This is a genomic window from Agromyces sp. ISL-38, from assembly GCF_018613935.1.
In the GTDB taxonomy this organism is placed as follows: Bacteria; Actinomycetota; Actinomycetes; order Actinomycetales; family Microbacteriaceae; genus Agromyces.
Map to the genome: position 1 here is coordinate 47,190 of NZ_JAGGPF010000006.1, position 17,187 is coordinate 64,376.

Annotated in this window: 11 protein-coding genes; 9 read left to right on the forward strand and 2 right to left on the reverse strand. The window is 70.0% G+C overall.

The annotated features are described in order from the left end of the window. Window position 1 precedes the first annotated feature (1 nt). The 8 genes from cydD to holA all read left to right on the forward strand — a co-directional run bounded on the left by cydD (window position 2) and on the right by holA (window position 13,901). Complete coding sequence (cydD, locus tag J7E25_RS05170; RefSeq protein WP_214868609.1) at window positions 2-1,633, forward strand: thiol reductant ABC exporter subunit CydD; 1,632 nt, start codon at window positions 2-4, stop codon at window positions 1,631-1,633. Continuing rightward, window positions 1,626-3,368, forward strand: a complete 1,743-nt coding sequence (cydC, locus tag J7E25_RS05175) for a thiol reductant ABC exporter subunit CydC (RefSeq protein WP_214868611.1) — start codon at window positions 1,626-1,628, stop codon at window positions 3,366-3,368. The genes cydD and cydC overlap by 8 nt, the downstream gene beginning before the upstream one ends. A 153-nt stretch (window positions 3,369-3,521) precedes the next feature. After that, window positions 3,522-5,372 carry a PA domain-containing protein gene (locus J7E25_RS05180; RefSeq protein ID WP_214868613.1) on the forward strand — a complete coding sequence of 617 codons (1,851 nt, stop codon included), beginning with the start codon at window positions 3,522-3,524 and terminating at the stop codon, window positions 5,370-5,372. Window positions 5,373-5,530: 158 nt separating this feature from the next. Further along, the gene (gene pabB, locus J7E25_RS05185; RefSeq protein ID WP_214868615.1) at window positions 5,531-7,006 is read left to right on the forward strand and encodes an aminodeoxychorismate synthase component I; all 1,476 of its coding nucleotides are present in this window, start codon (window positions 5,531-5,533) and stop codon (window positions 7,004-7,006) included. A gap of 87 nt (window positions 7,007-7,093) precedes the next feature. Beyond that, on the forward strand, window positions 7,094-9,667 hold the full coding sequence (gene leuS / locus J7E25_RS05190; RefSeq protein WP_308164374.1) for a leucine--tRNA ligase: 2,574 nt from the start codon (window positions 7,094-7,096) through the stop codon (window positions 9,665-9,667). Between the two features lie 106 nt (window positions 9,668-9,773). Next, the gene (locus J7E25_RS05195) at window positions 9,774-10,469 is read left to right on the forward strand and encodes a ComEA family DNA-binding protein (RefSeq protein ID WP_214868619.1); all 696 of its coding nucleotides are present in this window, start codon (window positions 9,774-9,776) and stop codon (window positions 10,467-10,469) included. Continuing rightward, window positions 10,470-12,848 (forward strand): ComEC/Rec2 family competence protein, encoded by a 2,379-nt coding sequence (locus tag J7E25_RS05200; protein ID WP_214868621.1) that lies wholly within the window; start codon window positions 10,470-10,472, stop codon window positions 12,846-12,848. Between the two features lie 24 nt (window positions 12,849-12,872). After that, complete coding sequence (gene holA, locus J7E25_RS05205) at window positions 12,873-13,901, forward strand: DNA polymerase III subunit delta (RefSeq protein ID WP_214868622.1); 1,029 nt, start codon at window positions 12,873-12,875, stop codon at window positions 13,899-13,901. Between the two features lie 75 nt (window positions 13,902-13,976). On the opposite strand, the gene rpsT is transcribed toward holA, so the two are convergent. Both rpsT and J7E25_RS05215 read right to left on the reverse strand, forming a co-directional pair. Next, a complete protein-coding gene (rpsT, locus tag J7E25_RS05210) occupies window positions 13,977-14,237 on the reverse strand; it encodes a 30S ribosomal protein S20 (RefSeq protein WP_214868623.1) in 261 nt (86 codons plus the stop codon). A 116-nt stretch (window positions 14,238-14,353) separates the two neighbouring features. Then, window positions 14,354-15,184 carry an alpha/beta fold hydrolase gene (locus tag J7E25_RS05215; protein WP_214868624.1) on the reverse strand — a complete coding sequence of 277 codons (831 nt, stop codon included), beginning with the start codon at window positions 15,182-15,184 and terminating at the stop codon, window positions 14,354-14,356. Window positions 15,185-15,324: 140 nt separating this feature from the next. Here J7E25_RS05215 and lepA point away from each other — a divergent pair, with 140 nt between their 5' ends. After that, window positions 15,325-17,181, forward strand: coding sequence for a translation elongation factor 4 (gene lepA, locus J7E25_RS05220; RefSeq protein ID WP_214868625.1), 1,857 nt, complete (start codon window positions 15,325-15,327; stop codon window positions 17,179-17,181). The last annotated feature ends 6 nt before the right edge of the window (window positions 17,182-17,187 follow it).

The window sequence follows — 17,187 nt, forward strand, 5'->3', positions numbered from 1 at the left end:
CGTGAAACCCCTCGACCCGCGACTCGTATCGCGCTCCCGCGCCGCTCGTGGCTTCCTCCTGTCGGGTGCCGCGCTCGCCCTCCTGCAGGCCGGAGCCATGATCGCGTTCGCGTGGTCGCTCACGGCCCTCGTCACGGGGTTCATCGGCGGGGCCTCGACCGCGGCCAGCGGCGGGGCGCTCGCGATACTGCTGGCCGCGGCATCCGTGCGCGCCCTCGCGGGGTGGCTCTGGGAATGGGTCGGCTCCGCCGGGGCAATGCGGGTGAAGTCGGAACTGCGCGACGACCTGCTCGCAGCGCTCGAACGGCAGCCCAGGGGGAACCGGGGCCTCACGACTGCGCGCGCCGCGACACTGCTGGGGCCGGGGCTCGATGCACTCGACGAGTACTTCGGCCGCTACCTGCCGCAACTCGTGCTCACCGTGGTCGCGACCCCCGTGCTCGTCATCTCCGTGTGGATGGCCGACTGGGTCTCGGGGCTCATCCTCGTCATCGTGCTGCCGCTCATCCCACTGTTCATGGCGCTCATCGGCATGGCGACGGGGGCCGTGCAGCGCCGGCAATGGCAACGGCTGGAATCGCTGTCGAAGGGATTCCTCGAGGTGGTCGGCGGACTGTCGACGCTCATGGTGTTCGGCCGGGCCGAGCGTCAGGTCGGGCGCATTCGCGACGTCACCGAGGCGTACCGAGCGAGCACGATGAAGGTGCTGCGTGTGACGTTCCTCTCCGGCTTCACCCTCGAGCTCGCCGGCAGCCTCTCGGTCGCGCTCGTGGCGGTGTCGATCGGGCTCCGGCTCGTGGCGGGGGACTTCACGCTCGCGCCGGGGCTCTTCGTGCTCGTGCTCGCGCCCGAGGTCTTCCTCCCGATCCGCAACGTCGGAGCCGCCTTCCATGCCTCCACGGCCGGTCTCGAGGCCTCGCGCGACGCGCTCGACGCGCTCGATCAGGCCGAGGGGGCAGAGGTGCCGCCCTCGCGGGGGGCCGATCCGGCGGGAATCACGGATGCTGCGGGCCTCCGAATTCGCGACCTCCGGGTGATCCGCGACGGCGCCGTCGTGCTCGAGGGCCTGAGCTTCGACGTCGCGCCGGGTGAGTTCGTCGTCGTCACCGGTGACAGCGGCTCGGGCAAGTCGAGCCTCCTCTCAGCGATCCTCGGGTTCGCCGACCTCGAGGGCGAGGTGACCATCGACGGCGTGCCGGTCGGTGCCGCGACGCGCTCGAACACGTCGTGGGCCGGCCAGGCACCGCAACTGCTCGCGGGCACGATCGCCGAGAACGTGCGGCTCGGGCAGCCGGATGCCGCGGCTTCGCTGCTCGAGCACGCCCTCCGCGTCGGGGGCGTCGACCTGCCGGGCCATCGCCGGCTCGGGCCGAGCGGCGCGGGGCTCTCAGGCGGGCAGGCACAGCGCGTCGCGACGGCACGAGCAGTGCACCGCCTGCTCGCCGCGGACGCTCGCCTGCTCCTGCTCGACGAGCCGAGCTCCGCACTCGATGCCGATCGTGAGCTGGAACTCGGCCGCCGACTCCGGGAGCTCGCCCGCGAGGGCCGGGCCGTGCTCGTGACGACGCACCGGCCGGGGCTCGCCGAGGCAGCGGACCGTACCGTTCCCTTATCGGAGGTCGCCCGTGTCTGACCGCGCATCCGCCGTGCTGCGGCACGCCGTGCCGCCACTCCGTCGGCTCCTGCCGCAGGTGCTCCTCGGCCTTGCGGCCGGGCTCTCGACCGTGGCACTGCTCGCCGCGAGCGCGTGGCTGATCGTGCGGGCCGCCGAGCAGCCGCCGGTGCTGTACCTCTCGCTCGGCGTCGTCGGCGTGCGCGCCTTTGCGCTCGGGCGGGCCGTGTTCCGTTACCTGGAGCGCCTCGCCGGGCACGACGCGGCGTTCCAGCAGCTCGCGGCGATCCGCACGGGCGTGTTCGAGCGACTGCTGCCGATCGCGCCCGATGGTCTCGCCGCCACCCGCCGCGGCGATCTGCTCACGCGCTTCGTCGGCGATGTCGATGAGCTCCAGAGTGTCTCGCTCCGCATCGTGCAGCCCGTCGTGAGCGCCGTCGTGGTGGTGGTCGTTGCGATCGCCGGCCTCGCCTGGCTCGCCCCGGCCTCGGCCCTCGCGGCGGCCGGATGCCTCGTCGCGGGCGTCATCGTGGCGATCGTCGCGCAGCAGGTCATCGCGGCGCGAGCCGACCGGCGCCTCGCACCCTTGCGCGGAGAACTGCAGGCGGCCGTCGTCGAGCATGTGCAAGCGCTCGACGTGCTCGTCGCGTTCGATGCCGCCGCGCCGGGGCGCGCACGCATCCGACGGCTCGGGGAACGGCTCGAGCAGGCGATCCGCAGGCGGGCGTCGGCCGCGGGCATCACGGCGGCGGCGATGAGCGCTGTGGGCGGATTCGCTGCGGCGGCGAGCATGTGGGCCGCAGAGCCATTGCTCGCCGGCGGCAGGATCGACGCGCCCACGTTCGCGGTGCTGTGCCTCGTGCCGCTCGCGATCGCCGAGGTGTCGGCCGCGCTCCCGAGCGCGATGGGTTTCATCCGCGTCGTACGCACGAGCGCGGAACGGATCGCGGATGCCGTGCCCGATGCGATTCCCGGCGGTGTGCCGCTCCCGCCGCGGGCGCCGGTCGAGCTGCCGACCGGACTCGGTGCACCCGCGCTGCGCCTGCGCGGAGTGAGCGCTCGGTGGCCGCACGTGGCGGGCGCCGACGACTCGCACGGTGGTGAGTCGTGGGGCGAGGACTCGAGCATCGCACCGGCCGACCTCGGTGCGCTCGACCTCGACATCGAGCCGGGGGAGCGGCTGCTCGTCGAGGGCCCATCGGGCTCGGGCAAGACGACTCTCGCCCACGTGCTCGTGCGGTTCCTCGAGTACGAGGGATCGTACCGATTGGGCGGTGCCGAGGTCCGCGACCTCGATCCGATCGAGGTTCGGCGCATCGTCGGGCTCGTCGAACAGCGCCCATGGCTCTTCGACGAGGACATCCGTCAGAATCTGCTCTTCGCGCGAGACACCGCGAGCGACGAGGAGCTCCTCGCCGTGCTCGCCCGGGTTGGTCTCAAGGGTTGGGTGGTCGAGCGCGGCGGACTCGGCGCACCCGTCGGCGAGCGCGGTGCACTCGTCTCAGGTGGGCAGGCGCAGCGCATCGCCCTCGCTCGCGCGATGCTCGCCGACTTCCCAGTGCTCGTGCTGGACGAGCCGACGGCGAGCGTGGATCCCGACCGGGCCGACGCGCTGCTGCGCGACCTCCTCACCGCTGCGGGGCCCGACCGATCGGTGGTGCTCATCTCGCACACCGGCGCCCCGCGAGAGCTCATCGATCGGGCGATCTCCGTGGAACCGAGCCCGTCGTCGCCGGTGCTCCAATACGACGCCTAACGGGTCCAGAGCTCCGATTGTTCGGCGAATCCGAGCGCATCGCGCACACCTGTTGCGTGTACCGCCCTGCATATGGCGCGTCGTGGCGGCCATCTGGTTGACTCTGGTCCACATCACCGGCCTGCGACACCTGATGCTGAGGAGCATTTCGCTATGAGAGCCACTATCACCGGTACCACCCTCGCCGTCGGCGCCGCACTCCTGCTGGGTGCGGCGCCCGCGTACGCACACGATGAAGTGTGGGTCGACGACAGCACGATGGACTCCGGAAAGGAGACGCACCACCACGACGCCCAGCAGCACGGCGAGGAGGAAGGACACCTTCCAGCCTCGAGCGAGAACGTCGACCTCATCGGCAAGCTCGACCTCTTCGGCGATGAAGAGCAGCCCGGCCGAATCGCCGACGTCTCGGCGTATGGCGACTACGCGTACCTCACCGCCTTCTGGGAGCCCGAGTGCGACCGCGGCGGGGTGTACATCGCCGACATCTCCGACCCGACCTCGCCCGAGTTCGTGTCCCTGGTCCCGAGCCACCGCGGCACGTTCAGCGGTGAGGGTTCGCAAGTGATCCACCTCGAGACGAAGTACTTCAGCGGCGAAGTGCTCGCCTACCAGAACGAGCTCTGCCCGGGTGAGACGAAGGGCATCGGCGGCATCACGCTCATCGACGTCACCGACCCCACGAAGCCGAAGAAGCTCGTCGAGGGCTTCGGCGATTTCTCGGTGAACGGCAAGGCGCAGACGACCGCGAACGAGACCCACTCGGTGCGCATGTGGACCGACGGTGACAAGGCGTACGCCGTGCTCGTCGACGACGAGGAAGACACCGACGTCGACATCCTCGACATCACGAACCCGTCGAAGCCGAAGCTCATCTCGGAGACCTCGCTCGACGCCGAAACGGCCCAAGCGCCCGGAGCGGTGCACGGTGATGCGGTGTTCCTCCACGACATGGTCGTCGAGGAGATCGATGGCGTGCAGACGATGCTCGCCTCGTACTGGGACGGCGGCTACGTGAAGCTCAACGTCGACGACCCCGCCACCCCCGTGTTCATCGCCGACACCGACTTCGCGGCGGCCGATCCGGTTCGCGCCGAATTCGGTGAGACGATCTCGCCCGAGGGCAACGGGCACCAGGCGGAGTTCACGAACGACAACGAGTACTTCATCGCCACCGATGAGGACTTCGACCCGTACCGTGTCATGGCCACCATGGCGGACGGCACCGCGTTCACCGCCGTGCAGGGGTCCGACGTGCCTCAGATCGACGCCGAGACCAGCCTCGCCGGAGGCACCCGCTACCTCGGCCTCGCGTGCGACGCCGCTTCGGTGCCGCCCGCCGATGGCACGGCGAGCGTCGCGGTCATCGAGCGCGGCGTGTGCGACTTCGTCGTGAAGGTGCAGAACGCCCAAGCCGCAGGGTACGAGGGTGTGATCGTGTTCAACCGCACCGGGGTCGACGGCTGCGACTCGCTCGTGTCGATGCTCGTCACGGCGGACATCCCCGCGGTGTTCGTCTCGCGCACCGACGGATTCCGCATCCTGACGGGCGGGGTTCCGGCCGACTACACCTGTGACGCATCGGGTGCCGGCACCGCGATCCCGACGGCGATCGGGGCCTCCGGCCAGGATGTCGAGATCTCGGCGGTCTTCGACGGATGGGGCTACGTGCACCAGTACGACGCCGACACGATGCAGGACGTCGACCAGTACTACGTGCCCGAGAGCCAGGACCCGGCGTACGCGTCGGGCTTCGGCGACCTCTCGGTGCACGAGGTCGCGACCGATCCCGATGAGAACCTCGCCTACATCTCGTACTACGGGGCCGGATTCCGGGTCCTGAGCTACGGGCCCGACGGCATGGAGGAAGTCGGGCACTTCATCGACGAGGGCGGCAACAACTTCTGGGGCGTCGAGGTGCATGAGCACCCGAACGGCCAGAAGTACGTGCTCGCCTCCGACCGTGACAGCGGCCTGTACATCTTCCAGTACGACGCGCCGTGATCGCGTGATCGAGTGAACGAGTGATCGAGTGATCGAGTGAACGAGTGATCGAGTGATCGAGTGAACGGATGACGGTGGGCCGGCGCGAGAGCGCCGGCCCACCGCCATGTCGCCTCGTCTCCATCGCAACCTTCCGGGCGCACACCTAGGCTGAGAGGATGCCGCGCCGCGTCCGAACCCGCTCGTTGTCCGAGTGGCGCGACCCCGAGGCCGTATTCAGGGCGTGGTACGCGGATGCCCCCTACGCGGTGTGGCTTGACGGCGGCTCGGACGCCGCCTCCGGCGTGAGCGTCCTCGCCTCGGCGCATGCGGGCAGCGAGTTCGTGACCGCCGACGTCGCGAGCGGCACCGTGACGCGTTCGACACCGATGCGCGGCGACCGCGACGAGGTCACCGTCGAGGCATCCGTGTTCGAGGTGCTGGCTGAACAACTCGCCGGCTCGCTCCCGACTGCCGATCACGAGGTCGGAGGGCCGCTCGGCTGGTTCGGCTGGTTCGGCTACGAGCTCGGCGCCAGGCTGAACGGCGTGCCCGTCGAGGCGGCCGACACGCCGGATGCCGCATTCCTTTTCGTCGACCGCGCGATCGTCTTCGATCACGGCACGCGCTCGGTGCGCCTCGTGTGGATAGACCCCGACGACGCCGAGCAAGCCGGCCAAGACGACGCTGCCGAGGTTCACGCCTGGGCCGACTCCACGAGTGCCGCTCTGCAATCGCCGCTCGAGGAGTCGGCGATGGCAGCCCCGAAGCTGACTGCGTCGACCCCTGTCGACGAGGACTCGGCAGCGCAAGCGCCCGGAGTTCGCTGGCGCCACGGCCCGAACGCCTACGCGTCCCTCATCGCCGAGTGCCAGGCCGCGATCCTGCGCGGCGATGCGTACCAGCTGTGCCTCACCAACCGCATCGACATCGAGGCGCGACCCGACCCCGCCGAGACCTACCTCGCCCTGAGGGCCTCGAGTCCGAGCCACCATGCCGGCTACCTCCGGTTCGGGGCCTTCGCGTTGCTGAGCGCCTCGCCCGAGCAGTTCCTGCACGTCGAGCCCGACGGACTGGTCTCGACGAAGCCGATGAAGGGCACCCGCCCACGCAGCCCCGACCCGGCGCTCGATGCGGTGTTGCGACGCGAGCTCCTCGAGAGCGAGAAGGAACAGGCCGAGAACCTCATGATCGTCGACCTCATGCGCAACGACCTCGGTCGTATCGCCGAGCTCGGCAGCGTCTCGGTGCCGAGCCTCCTCGACGTCGAGGAGTACGCCCACGTGCACCAGCTCGTCTCGACGGTGACCGCGCGACTCCGGCATCCGCTCACCGCACTCGACGTCGTCCAGGCGGCGTTCCCCGCCGGGTCGATGACCGGGGCGCCGAAGCACAGCGCCATGACGATCCTGCACGAGCTCGAGCGCGGCCCCCGCGGCGTGTACTCGGGGACGTTCGGGTACCTCGGCATCGACGGCAGCGCCGACCTGGCGATGGTGATCCGTTCGATCGTCCTGACCCCCGATGGCGCGAGCATCGGTACCGGCGGCGGCATCACGGCGCTCTCCGTCGCCGACGACGAGATCGAGGAGACGCGAGTGAAGGCGCGGGCGCTGTTGGCCGTGCTCGGCGCGGCGATGCCCCATGCAGAGTGAGTAGTCTTGATGTTCGAGTGCGCCGGGATCCGGCGCGCCCGGAACCCGGGAGCCCGCCCGGGGCAGCGACACACGATTGAGAGTCACGTGGCATACGATCAGGACCCAGCACACGCCGACGCCGGCGCGTACGACTTCGCCTCGATCCAGGCGAAGTGGCTTCCCGTCTGGGAAGAGCTGCAGCCCTTCCGTGCCGGCCTGCCCGGCGACACGAGGCCGCGCAAGTACATCCTCGACATGTTCCCCTACCCGTCGGGCGACCTGCACATGGGCCATGCCGAGGCCTTCGGCTACGGCGACACCGTCGCTCGCTACTGGCGCCAGCAGGGGTTCGACGTGTTGCACCCCGTCGGCTGGGACTCCTTCGGCCTGCCGGCCGAGAACGCGGCGATCAAGCGCGGCATCGACCCGCGGCCGTGGACCTACGACAACATCGAGCAGCAGAAGCGCTCGTTCCGCCAGTATGCGCCGTCGTTCGACTGGTCACGCGAACTGCACACGAGCGACCCCGAGTACTACAAGTGGAACCAGTGGCTCTTCCTGAAGCTCTACGAGAAGGGCATCGCCTACCGCAAGGCCGGACAGGTGAACTGGTGCCCGAACGACCAGACGGTGCTCGCGAACGAACAGGTCATCGACGGGCACTGCGAGCGCTGCGGCGCCGTCGTGACGAAGAAGGCGCTCACGCAGTGGTACTTCCGGGTCACCGACTACGCCGACCGGCTGCTCGACGACCTCAACCAGCTCGAGGGGGCGTGGCCGTCGAAGGTCCTCTCCATGCAGCGCAACTGGATCGGCCGTTCGGCCGGCGCCGACGTCGAGTTCGAGATCGAAGGGCGCGATGAGCGCGTGTCCGTGTTCACGACGCGCCCCGACACGCTCTATGGCGCGACCTTCATGGTCGTGGCGCCCGACTCCGAGCTCGCCGCCGAGCTCGCCGCCGAGGCATCCGACGAGGTGCGCTCACGGTTCCAGGGCTATCTCGACTCGGTGCGTGCCGAGAGCGACATCGACCGGCTGAGCACCGAGCGCCCGAAGACCGGCGTCTTCCTCGAGCGCTACGCGGTGAACCCCGTGAACGGCGAGCGGTTGCCGATCTGGGCAGCCGACTACGTGCTCGCCGACTACGGCCACGGCGCGATCATGGCCGTGCCCGCCCACGACCAGCGCGACCTCGACTTCGCGCGGGCGTTCGGGCTGCCGGTGCGCGTCGTGGTCGACACGAATGCGCCGGTCACCGGCGTGATCCCCGTGATCCCGCTCGACGAGCACGGTGACCCCGTGCTGCCCGACGACTTCCAGCCAGTCGATCCGGCATCGACGGGCCTCGCGCTCGCGGGGGAGGGCCGGCTCATCAACTCCGGCCCGCTCGACGGCTTGAGCAAGTCGAACGCGATCCGCCGGGTCATCGAGCTGCTCGCCGAGCGCGGTCTCGGCAGGGCGTCGAAGAACTTCCGGTTGCGCGACTGGCTCATCTCCCGCCAGCGCTACTGGGGCACGCCGATTCCGATCATCCACTGCGCCGAGTGCGGCGAGGTGCCGGTGCCCGAGAGCGAGCTCCCGGTCAGGTTGCCGGATGCCGCCGGGCTCGACCTGAAGCCGAAGGGCGCGAGCCCGCTCGGCGCCGCCGAAGAGTGGTCGAAGGTGGCCTGCCCGAATTGCGGCGGCGACGCTCGCCGCGACTCGGACACCATGGACACGTTCGTCGACAGCTCCTGGTACTACCTGCGCTACCTGAACCCGAACGACGACACGATGGCGTTCGACCCGGCCGAGGCCGAGAAGTGGATGCCCGTCGACCAGTACGTGGGCGGCGTCGAGCACGCCATCCTGCACCTGCTCTACTCCCGATTCATCACCAAGGTGCTCTTCGACCTCGGCTACCTGAGCTTCACCGAGCCGTTCACGTCGCTCCTGAACCAGGGCATGGTCATCATGGACGGCGCCAAGATGTCGAAGTCGAAGGGCAACCTCGTCGAGTTCGCGGGCGAGCTGTCGGCGCACGGCGCCGATGCGCTGCGGGTCACGCTCGCGTTCGCCGGGCCGCCCGAAGACGACATCGACTGGGCGGATGTCTCGCCCGTCGGCTCGGCGAAGTTCCTCGCTCGCGCGTGGCGCATCTCGGGCGAGGTCACCTCGAGCCCTGACGTCGAGTGGAAGTCGGGCGATCCTGCGCTGCGCCGCATCACGCACCGGTTGCTCGCCGATGCCCCGAGCCTCATCGAGGCTTTCAAGTTCAATGTCGTCGTGGCCCGGCTCATGGAGCTCGTGAACGCGACGCGCAAGGCGATCGACTCGGGTGTCGGGGCAGGGGATGCCGCAGTACGGGAGGCATCCGAGGTCACGGCCATGATCTTGAATCTCTTCGCGCCGTATACCGCCGAAGACATGTGGGAGCGGCTCGGCTACCAGCCGACGGTGGCGCTCGTGCCGTGGCGCAAGGCCGATCCGGCCCTCCTCGTCGAGGAGTCGGTCACCGCGATCGTGCAGGTCGACGGAAAGGTGCGCGACCGGCTCGACGTGTCGCCCAAGGTCTCCGGCGAGGAGCTGGAGGCGCTTGCGCGTGCGTCGACGGGCGTCGCCCGCGCGGTCGGCGATCGCGAGATCGTCAACGTCATCGTGCGCCCTCCGCGGCTCGTGAACATCGCCACACGCGCCTGACCGGCAGGCGGCCGACTCGCCCTCGACAACTGTTCGAGGGCCCGAGGCGTCCGTTGACCTGATCGAGTGCGTGATCTGGCCGTTCAGGCTCGCTTAGCGTGCGGGCATGCCCGCGAGCCCCGACCCCCATCTGCTCGATGCCCTCGACGCGCTCGATCCGGTCGCGCGCCGCGCAGGCCCGCGCGTTCGCATCGCGGTGGGTGCCGCCGTCGTGCTCTTCGTCGTCGCGGTCGCCGTGGCTGCGATGCTCTCGTTCGCTGCGAGCGGCGGGGGCGGCCAGGGGCGCATCGACGCCGTCGAGATCGAGGCGACGGATGCTGCGGGCGGGCAGCCGTCGGTCGACGAGGTCGCCACGACCCCGCTGCTCGTACACGTGCTCGGTGCCGTGGCGAAGCCGGGGCTCGTCGAGCTCGCGGCCGGCTCACGCGTCGTCGATGCGGTAGCCGCTGCGGGAGGGTTCACCGTCGAGGCCGACCCGGCCGGCGTCAATCTGGCGCGCCCCGTGGTCGACGGCGAGCAACTCGTGGTGCTCGCGATCGGGGAGGCGCCTCCGCCCGGCTCTGTCGCCGGTGCGAGTGCCGGTTCGAGTGGAGCAGGCCCGCCTGGCGACGCCGTGGTGCACCTGAACACGGCCGATCTCGCAGCGCTCGACACGTTGCCCCGCATCGGCCCGGCGCTCGCGCAGCGCATCATCGACTGGCGCGACGCGAACGGGCCGTTCACGAGCGTCGACCAGTTGCTCGAGGTCGCCGGCATCGGCGATGCGGTGTTCGCCGGGCTCGCCGACCGCGTGGGTCTCTGAATGCGAGACCTCCGATTGCTCGTGCCCGCCGTCGCGGCCTGGGCGGCCGCGTGGGGTGCGGTCGCCGCCCCCGATGTGGGCGTCGCGCCATGGCTGTTCGCTGCGGCGGGCTGGGCCGTCGCCGGCCTCACGACCGCGGTGCTGGTTGGCGTGCTGCTCGCGCGAAGGCGCGACGCGTGGATCCCGAGCCGGGGTCGCAAGCGCCTGATCGTGCCCTTCGCCGCGACGGCGCTCGTGTCACTCGCCGCGTGTGCACTCGTTTCGACGGCGGCGGCGCTCGCGCTCGACGCACGCGAGAGCTCGCCCCTGCAGAACGTCGCCGTGCATCACGGTACGGCCGCCGTGATGATCGAGCTCACGACAGCGCCCCGTCCCGCGACCGCCCTCTGGTTCGATCCGGCGGCGGATCCACCGGTTCGCCTCGAAGGGCGTCTCATCGCGGTGGATGGTCGTGCAGCACCGGCGGTGCCGGTGACCGCCATTGGCTCTGCACCTGCCGACGGGCTCGCGCTCGGCGCACACGTGGCGTTCGATGCTCGCGTCGCGGCGCTTCCGGCAGCGGAGGGGTCGGCGTTCCGATTGCGACCGGTCACCGACGTCGAGGTCATGGCTGCTCCGCCGCCCTGGCTCGGCTGGTCGGCGGGGCTTCGCAGCGGATTCGCCGCCGCAGCGGGCTTGCTCGACGGAGACGGCGCCGCGCTCGTGCCCGGACTTGCGATCGGCGACACCGGTGGGGTCGGCGCCGAACTCGACGCCGCAATGAAGACGAGTTCGCTCAGCCACCTGACGGCAGTGTCTGGGGCGAACTGCGCGATCGTCACGGCAGCCGCCTTCGCCCTGGCGGCGGCCCTCGGCCTCACCCGATGGATCCGCGTCGGAATCGCACTCTTCGCCCTGATCGGCTTCGTCGTGCTCGTCACCCCCGAGTCCAGCGTCGTCCGGGCCGGCGCCATGGCCGTCGTCGTGCTGGCCTCGATCGCGTCGGGTCGTCAGGGCGGCGGCATCGCCGCCCTGGCGCTCGCGGTGGTGACGCTGCTCACCATCGATCCGTGGTTCGCGCGCGACTACGGGTTCGCCCTCTCGGTGTGCGCGACCGCCGGGCTGCTGCTCCTCGCCGCGCCGCTCACGGGTGCGCTCGCACGCGTGATGCCCGTGCCGATCGCAGCCTTCCTGGGCGTGCCGCTCGCCGCTCAGCTCGCGTGCCAGCCCGTGCTCGTGCTGCTCGACCCCGGACTCGCACTCTACGGCGTGCCGGCGAACCTTCTCGCGGCCCCGGCGGCACCCCTTGGCACGGTCGTCGGCCTCGTGGGCTGTCTCCTCCTGCCGGTGCTGCCATCCGTCGGATTCGCCTGCCTCCAGCTCGCGTGGCTGCCCGCGAGCTGGATCGCGCTCGTCGCGCACGGCGCTTCCGCGATGCCGCTCGGGCGATTGCCATGGCTGCCCGGCGCCCCGGGCGCCGTGCTCCTGGCCGCGTGCACAGCCGTGGCGCTCTGGCTCGCGCTCTCGCGCCGACGTCGACCGAGGCTGCGCACATCGGCGTGGGCGGCCCTCATCCTCGCCGTCGCGATCCCGTTCGGGATGCTCGTCGGCGCACCCGCCGTCAGCTTCGTCACGAAGCCCGGCGAGTGGGATGTCGCAGCCTGCGACATCGGGCAGGGCGACGCCGTGCTCGTGCGTTCCGCAGGTGAGACGGCGCTCATCGACACGGGCCCTGAGCCTGCCGCGCTGCAGCGATGCCTCTCGCTCCTCGGCATCGATCGCATCGACCTGCTCGTCGTCACGCACTGGGACGCCGACCACGCAGGGGGAGCGGAGGCCGTCGTCGGCCGCGTCGGAACGGTGATCCACGGCCCACTCGACGGCGAGCGTTCCAGCCGCGTGCTGGATCCGCTCACGAGCGGGGGAGCCACCGCGATCGAAGTCGTCGCCGGACATCGAGGCGCACTCGGCGATGCGCGCTGGAGGGTGGTGTGGCCGAAGCCCGGTGCGCTCCCCGGCAATGACGCGAGTGTCGTGCTCGACGTCGACGCTCCGGGATACCGCGGCGTGTTCCTGGGCGACCTCGGCGAAGGCGCGCAGTCGCGGCTTCTCTCGTCGGTCGACCTCGGCGCCTTCGATCTCGTGAAGGTGGCACACCACGGGTCCGCCGATCAGAGCGAGTCGCTGTACGACGAACTCGGCGCCACGGTCGGGCTCATCGGCGTCGGCGCCGACAACGGCTACGGACATCCGACCGAGCGGCTCCTCGATCTCCTCGCCGACGTCGGCACCGCCGTCGTGCGCACCGACCGCACGGGCACTGCGGTGCTCACCGCGAACGACGGCGGCTTCGAGCTGTGGACGGAACGCGGCGCGGGCGGCGTCGGTGCCCGACCGTAGACTTGACGCGGAACGGGAGGTGCTGTGGCGGCACGCGCGAGTGGATCAGTCAAGGCGAAGGCGGCGATCCCGCAATTGCCGTGGCACGGCGTCCGCCCCGCTCCGGTGGTGCTCGTGACGGGCGGCGAAGACGTGCTCGCCGAGCGCGCGACGACGATGCTCCGAGACTTCCTGCGCGCTGAAGATCCCGCGCTCGAGGTGAGCGACCTCGAGGCCGACGGATATCGCCGCGGCGAGCTCCTCACCCTCGCGAGTCCCTCGCTGTTCGGCGAGCCACGGCTCATCCGGGTGCAGGCCGTCGAGCGGGCGAGCGACGACTTCCTGCTCGATGCGCTCGACTATCTCAGCCAGGTCGCCGATTCGACGACCCTCGTGCTCCGGCACAAGGGAGGCGTGCGCGGCAAGAAGCTGCTCGACGCGATACGCGCGGGCACGGGCGGCGGCATCGAGCTCGTCTGCGCCGAACTCAAGAAAGACGCCGAGAAGCAGGATTTCGCCGCCACCGAGTTCCGTGCCGCCGGTCGAAAGATCAGCCTCGGGGCCTTGCGTGCGCTGGTGGCCGCCTTCAGCGATGACCTCGCCGAGCTCGCCGCCGCGTGCCGACAGCTCATCGCCGACGCGCCCGGCGACATCTCCGAGGCCGTGGTCGCGCGTTACTACGGCGGCCGCGTCGAGACCAATTCCTTCGCCGTCGCCGATGCGGCGATCGCCGGCCGCCATGGAGACGCTCTGATCGCCTTGCGTCACGCGCTCGACAGCGGCGCAGACCCCGTGCCGATGGTGGCAGCGTTCGCCATGAAGGTGCGCACGATGGCCAAGGTGTCGGGGGCGCGCGGCGGCGGGCCACAGCTCGCCACGTCGCTCGGGCTCGCACCGTGGCAGGTCGACCGTGCGCGTCGCGATCTCGCGGGCTGGAACGACGAGGGGCTCGCTCGTGCAATCGAGGCGCTCGCGGCCACCGACGCAGCAGTCAAGGGTGCAGAGCGAGACCCGGTGTTCGCCCTCGAACGACTCGTCGGCGTCATCGCCTCCCGCGGCCGCGATCCTCGCTGAGGTCGCCCCGCCGTCTGCCTGAACGCTCGAAGGCCCCGCACTCTCGTGCGGGGCCTTCGAGCTGAGTCACTCGCGTCAGAGCGAAGCGACCTGCTTCGCGATCGACGACTTGCGGTTCGCAGCCTGGTTCTTGTGGATGACGCCCTTGCTGGCCGCCTTGTCGAGCTTGCGCGTCGCGACACGGAGGGCGCTGGTGGCCTTCTCCTTGTCGCCCGAGGCGATCGCGTCGCGCGTCGCGCGAACGGCGCTCTTCACTTCGCTCTTGACGGCCTTGTTGCGCTCCTGCGCCTTGAGGTTGGTGCGGATGCGCTTGATCTGCGACTTGATGTTTGCCACGTGGTTCGTCTTTCCTTCTATGCGGGTACCGGATATGCCGAGCGAAGGTAGAGGGGCCTCGCCGGCGAATCGTGCGGGGTGGGACCCACACGGAAGCCAACAGGCAACGATACCAGCTACTCCCCGGCCACACCAATGCGGCTCGTCGACAGCGCATCGGAGGCGGTGCCATCATGAGCGGATCCCGATTCGCGTGCGATCCGGCGATGTCGCGCGGCCACCGCGGCGCGTCGTTCGAGCTCGGCCACGGCCCCTGCCACGACGGCCGCGAAGTCGTCGGGGCGCACGAGGCTCACGAGATGGGTGGCGCCGGGCACGACGACGAGGCGAGCGTCGCGTGCAGCACGCAGCATCCGTCGTTCATCGAATCGGAAGTGATCGAATCGACCGTTCACGAGCCACACGGGAACCTCGACACGAGCGAGTGCCGCCTCGGGGTCCATCGACGCCGCCGCCTCGAGCACGGGCGCCATGACGTCGAGGGCGACGCCGCCCGCGAGCACGTCGTCTGCAGCACCGGGCGAGAGGAAGAGGCGCGTCATCAGATCGTGCAGCGTGCGGCCGCGGTCAGGCAGTCGCCCGATCAGCGCCGCGAGTCGACGGTACCCGGCGAGTGCAGGACCCCGGGGCCGGGTGCCGCACGACGCCGCCACGAGCCCATCGAGGCGATCGGGATGCCTCGCCGCGAACTCCATCGCCAGGTAGCCCCCGAGACTCAGCCCCACGAGCAGTCGCGGTACCGGGAGCGCACCGGGCGGGTTCAGCCCCTCGTCGATGATGCGCATCGCCACGTCGAACGAGAAGGGCTCGCCGAGCCGGGTTCCGTGCCCGGGCAGGTCGATCGCGACCACGTCGAGGTCGTGTCGTGCGAGCATGGCGCACTGCCTCCGCCACATCGTCGCCGAGGTGCGGAGACCGTGCACGAGCACGACGCGGGCGCGAGGCATCCGTCAGCCCGCCTCGGTCGCACTCACGACGTGCGCACCGGCAGTCACGATGACGGTCATGATGGTGCCAGCCTAGCCAGCGGGCCTCCCACGCGACACCCGTCGAAAGCAGGGCCGGATCTCATGGGAGAATCGTCTGGATGTCCCCTCGAGCCGCCAATCCTCCGGTGCCCGCCGCCACCGACCCTGCCGTGATCCGCAACTTCTGCATCATCGCGCACATCGACCACGGCAAGTCGACGCTTGCCGACCGCATGCTCGGCATCACCGGAGTCGTATCCGACCGCGACATGCGCGCCCAGTACCTCGACCGCATGGACATCGAGCGTGAGCGCGGCATCACGATCAAGAGCCAGGCAGTGCGCATGCCGTGGCAGGTCGGCGGCACGTCGTACGCGCTCAACATGATCGACACACCGGGTCACGTCGACTTCAGCTACGAGGTCTCACGCTCGCTCGCGGCGTGCGAGGGGGCGATCCTCCTCGTCGACGCAGCCCAGGGCATCGAAGCGCAGACCCTCGCGAACCTCTACCTCGCGCTCGAGAACGACCTCGAGATCATCCCGGTGCTCAACAAGATCGATCTCCCGGCCGCGGAGCCCGAGAAGTACGCACGCGAGCTCGCCGACCTCATCGGCGGCTCGCCCGACGACGTGCTGAAGGTCTCCGGCAAGACGGGGGTCGGTGTCGAGGAGCTGCTCGACCGCGTCGTCGAGCGCATCCCTGCGCCCGTCGGCAACGCGGATGCCCCGGCACGGGCCATGATCTTCGACTCCGTCTACGACAGCTATCGCGGCGTTGTCACCTACGTGCGCATGATCGACGGCCATCTCGCGCCGCGCGAGCGCATCCAGATGATGTCCACGCGCGCCACGCACGAGATCCTCGAGATCGGCGTGAGCGCGCCCGAGCCGACGCCCGGCAAGGGACTCGGCATCGGCGAGGTCGGCTACCTCATCACGGGTGTGAAAGACGTGCGGCAGTCGAAGGTCGGCGACACCGTCACGACCGCCGCGAAACCCGCGACCCAGGCGCTGCCCGGTTATACCGAGCCGCTGCCCATGGTGTTCTCGGGCATCTATCCGATCGACGGCGGCGACTACCCCGAGCTTCGCGAGGCGCTCGACAAGCTGAAGCTGTCGGATGCCGCGCTCGTCTACGAGCCCGAGACCTCGGTCGCCCTCGGCTTCGGCTTCCGCTGCGGCTTCCTCGGACTCCTGCACCTCGAGATCGTCACCGAGCGGCTGCGCCGCGAGTGGGGGCTCGACCTCATCGCGACCGCACCGTCGGTCGTCTACGAGGTGACCACCGAAGACAAGAAGACCGTCACGGTCACCAACCCGAGCGAGTTCCCGACGGGCGCGAAGATCGTCGAGGTGCGCGAGCCGATGGTGCGCGCGGCGATCCTCGCTCCGAAAGACTATGTGGGCACGATCATGGAGCTCTGCCAGAGTCGCCGCGGCGCGCTCCTCGGCATGGAGTACCTCGGTGAAGACCGCGTCGAGATCCGCTACAACATGCCCCTCGGCGAGATCGTCTTCGACTTCTTCGACCAGCTGAAGTCGAAGACCGCCGGCTACGCCTCGCTCGACTACGAGCCCACGGGCGACCAGGCGGCCGATCTCGTGAAGGTCGACATCCTGTTGCAGGGCGAGCAGGTCGACGCGTTCAGCGCGATCGTGCATCGCGACAAGGCCTACGCCTACGGCGTGCTCATGACGGGGCGCCTGCGCGAGCTGATCCCGCGGCAGCAGTTCGAGGTGCCGATCCAGGCTGCGATCGGCGCCCGCATCATCGCGCGCGAGTCGATCCGCGCCATGCGCAAAGACGTGCTCGCCAAGTGCTACGGCGGTGACATCAGCCGCAAGCGCAAGCTCCTCGAGAAGCAGAAGGAGGGCAAGAAGCGCATGAAGATGGTCGGCCGGGTGGAGGTGCCGCAAGAGGCGTTCATCGCCGCGCTGAGCGGCGACACCGAGAAGAAAGACGCGAAGAAGTAAGGGGCG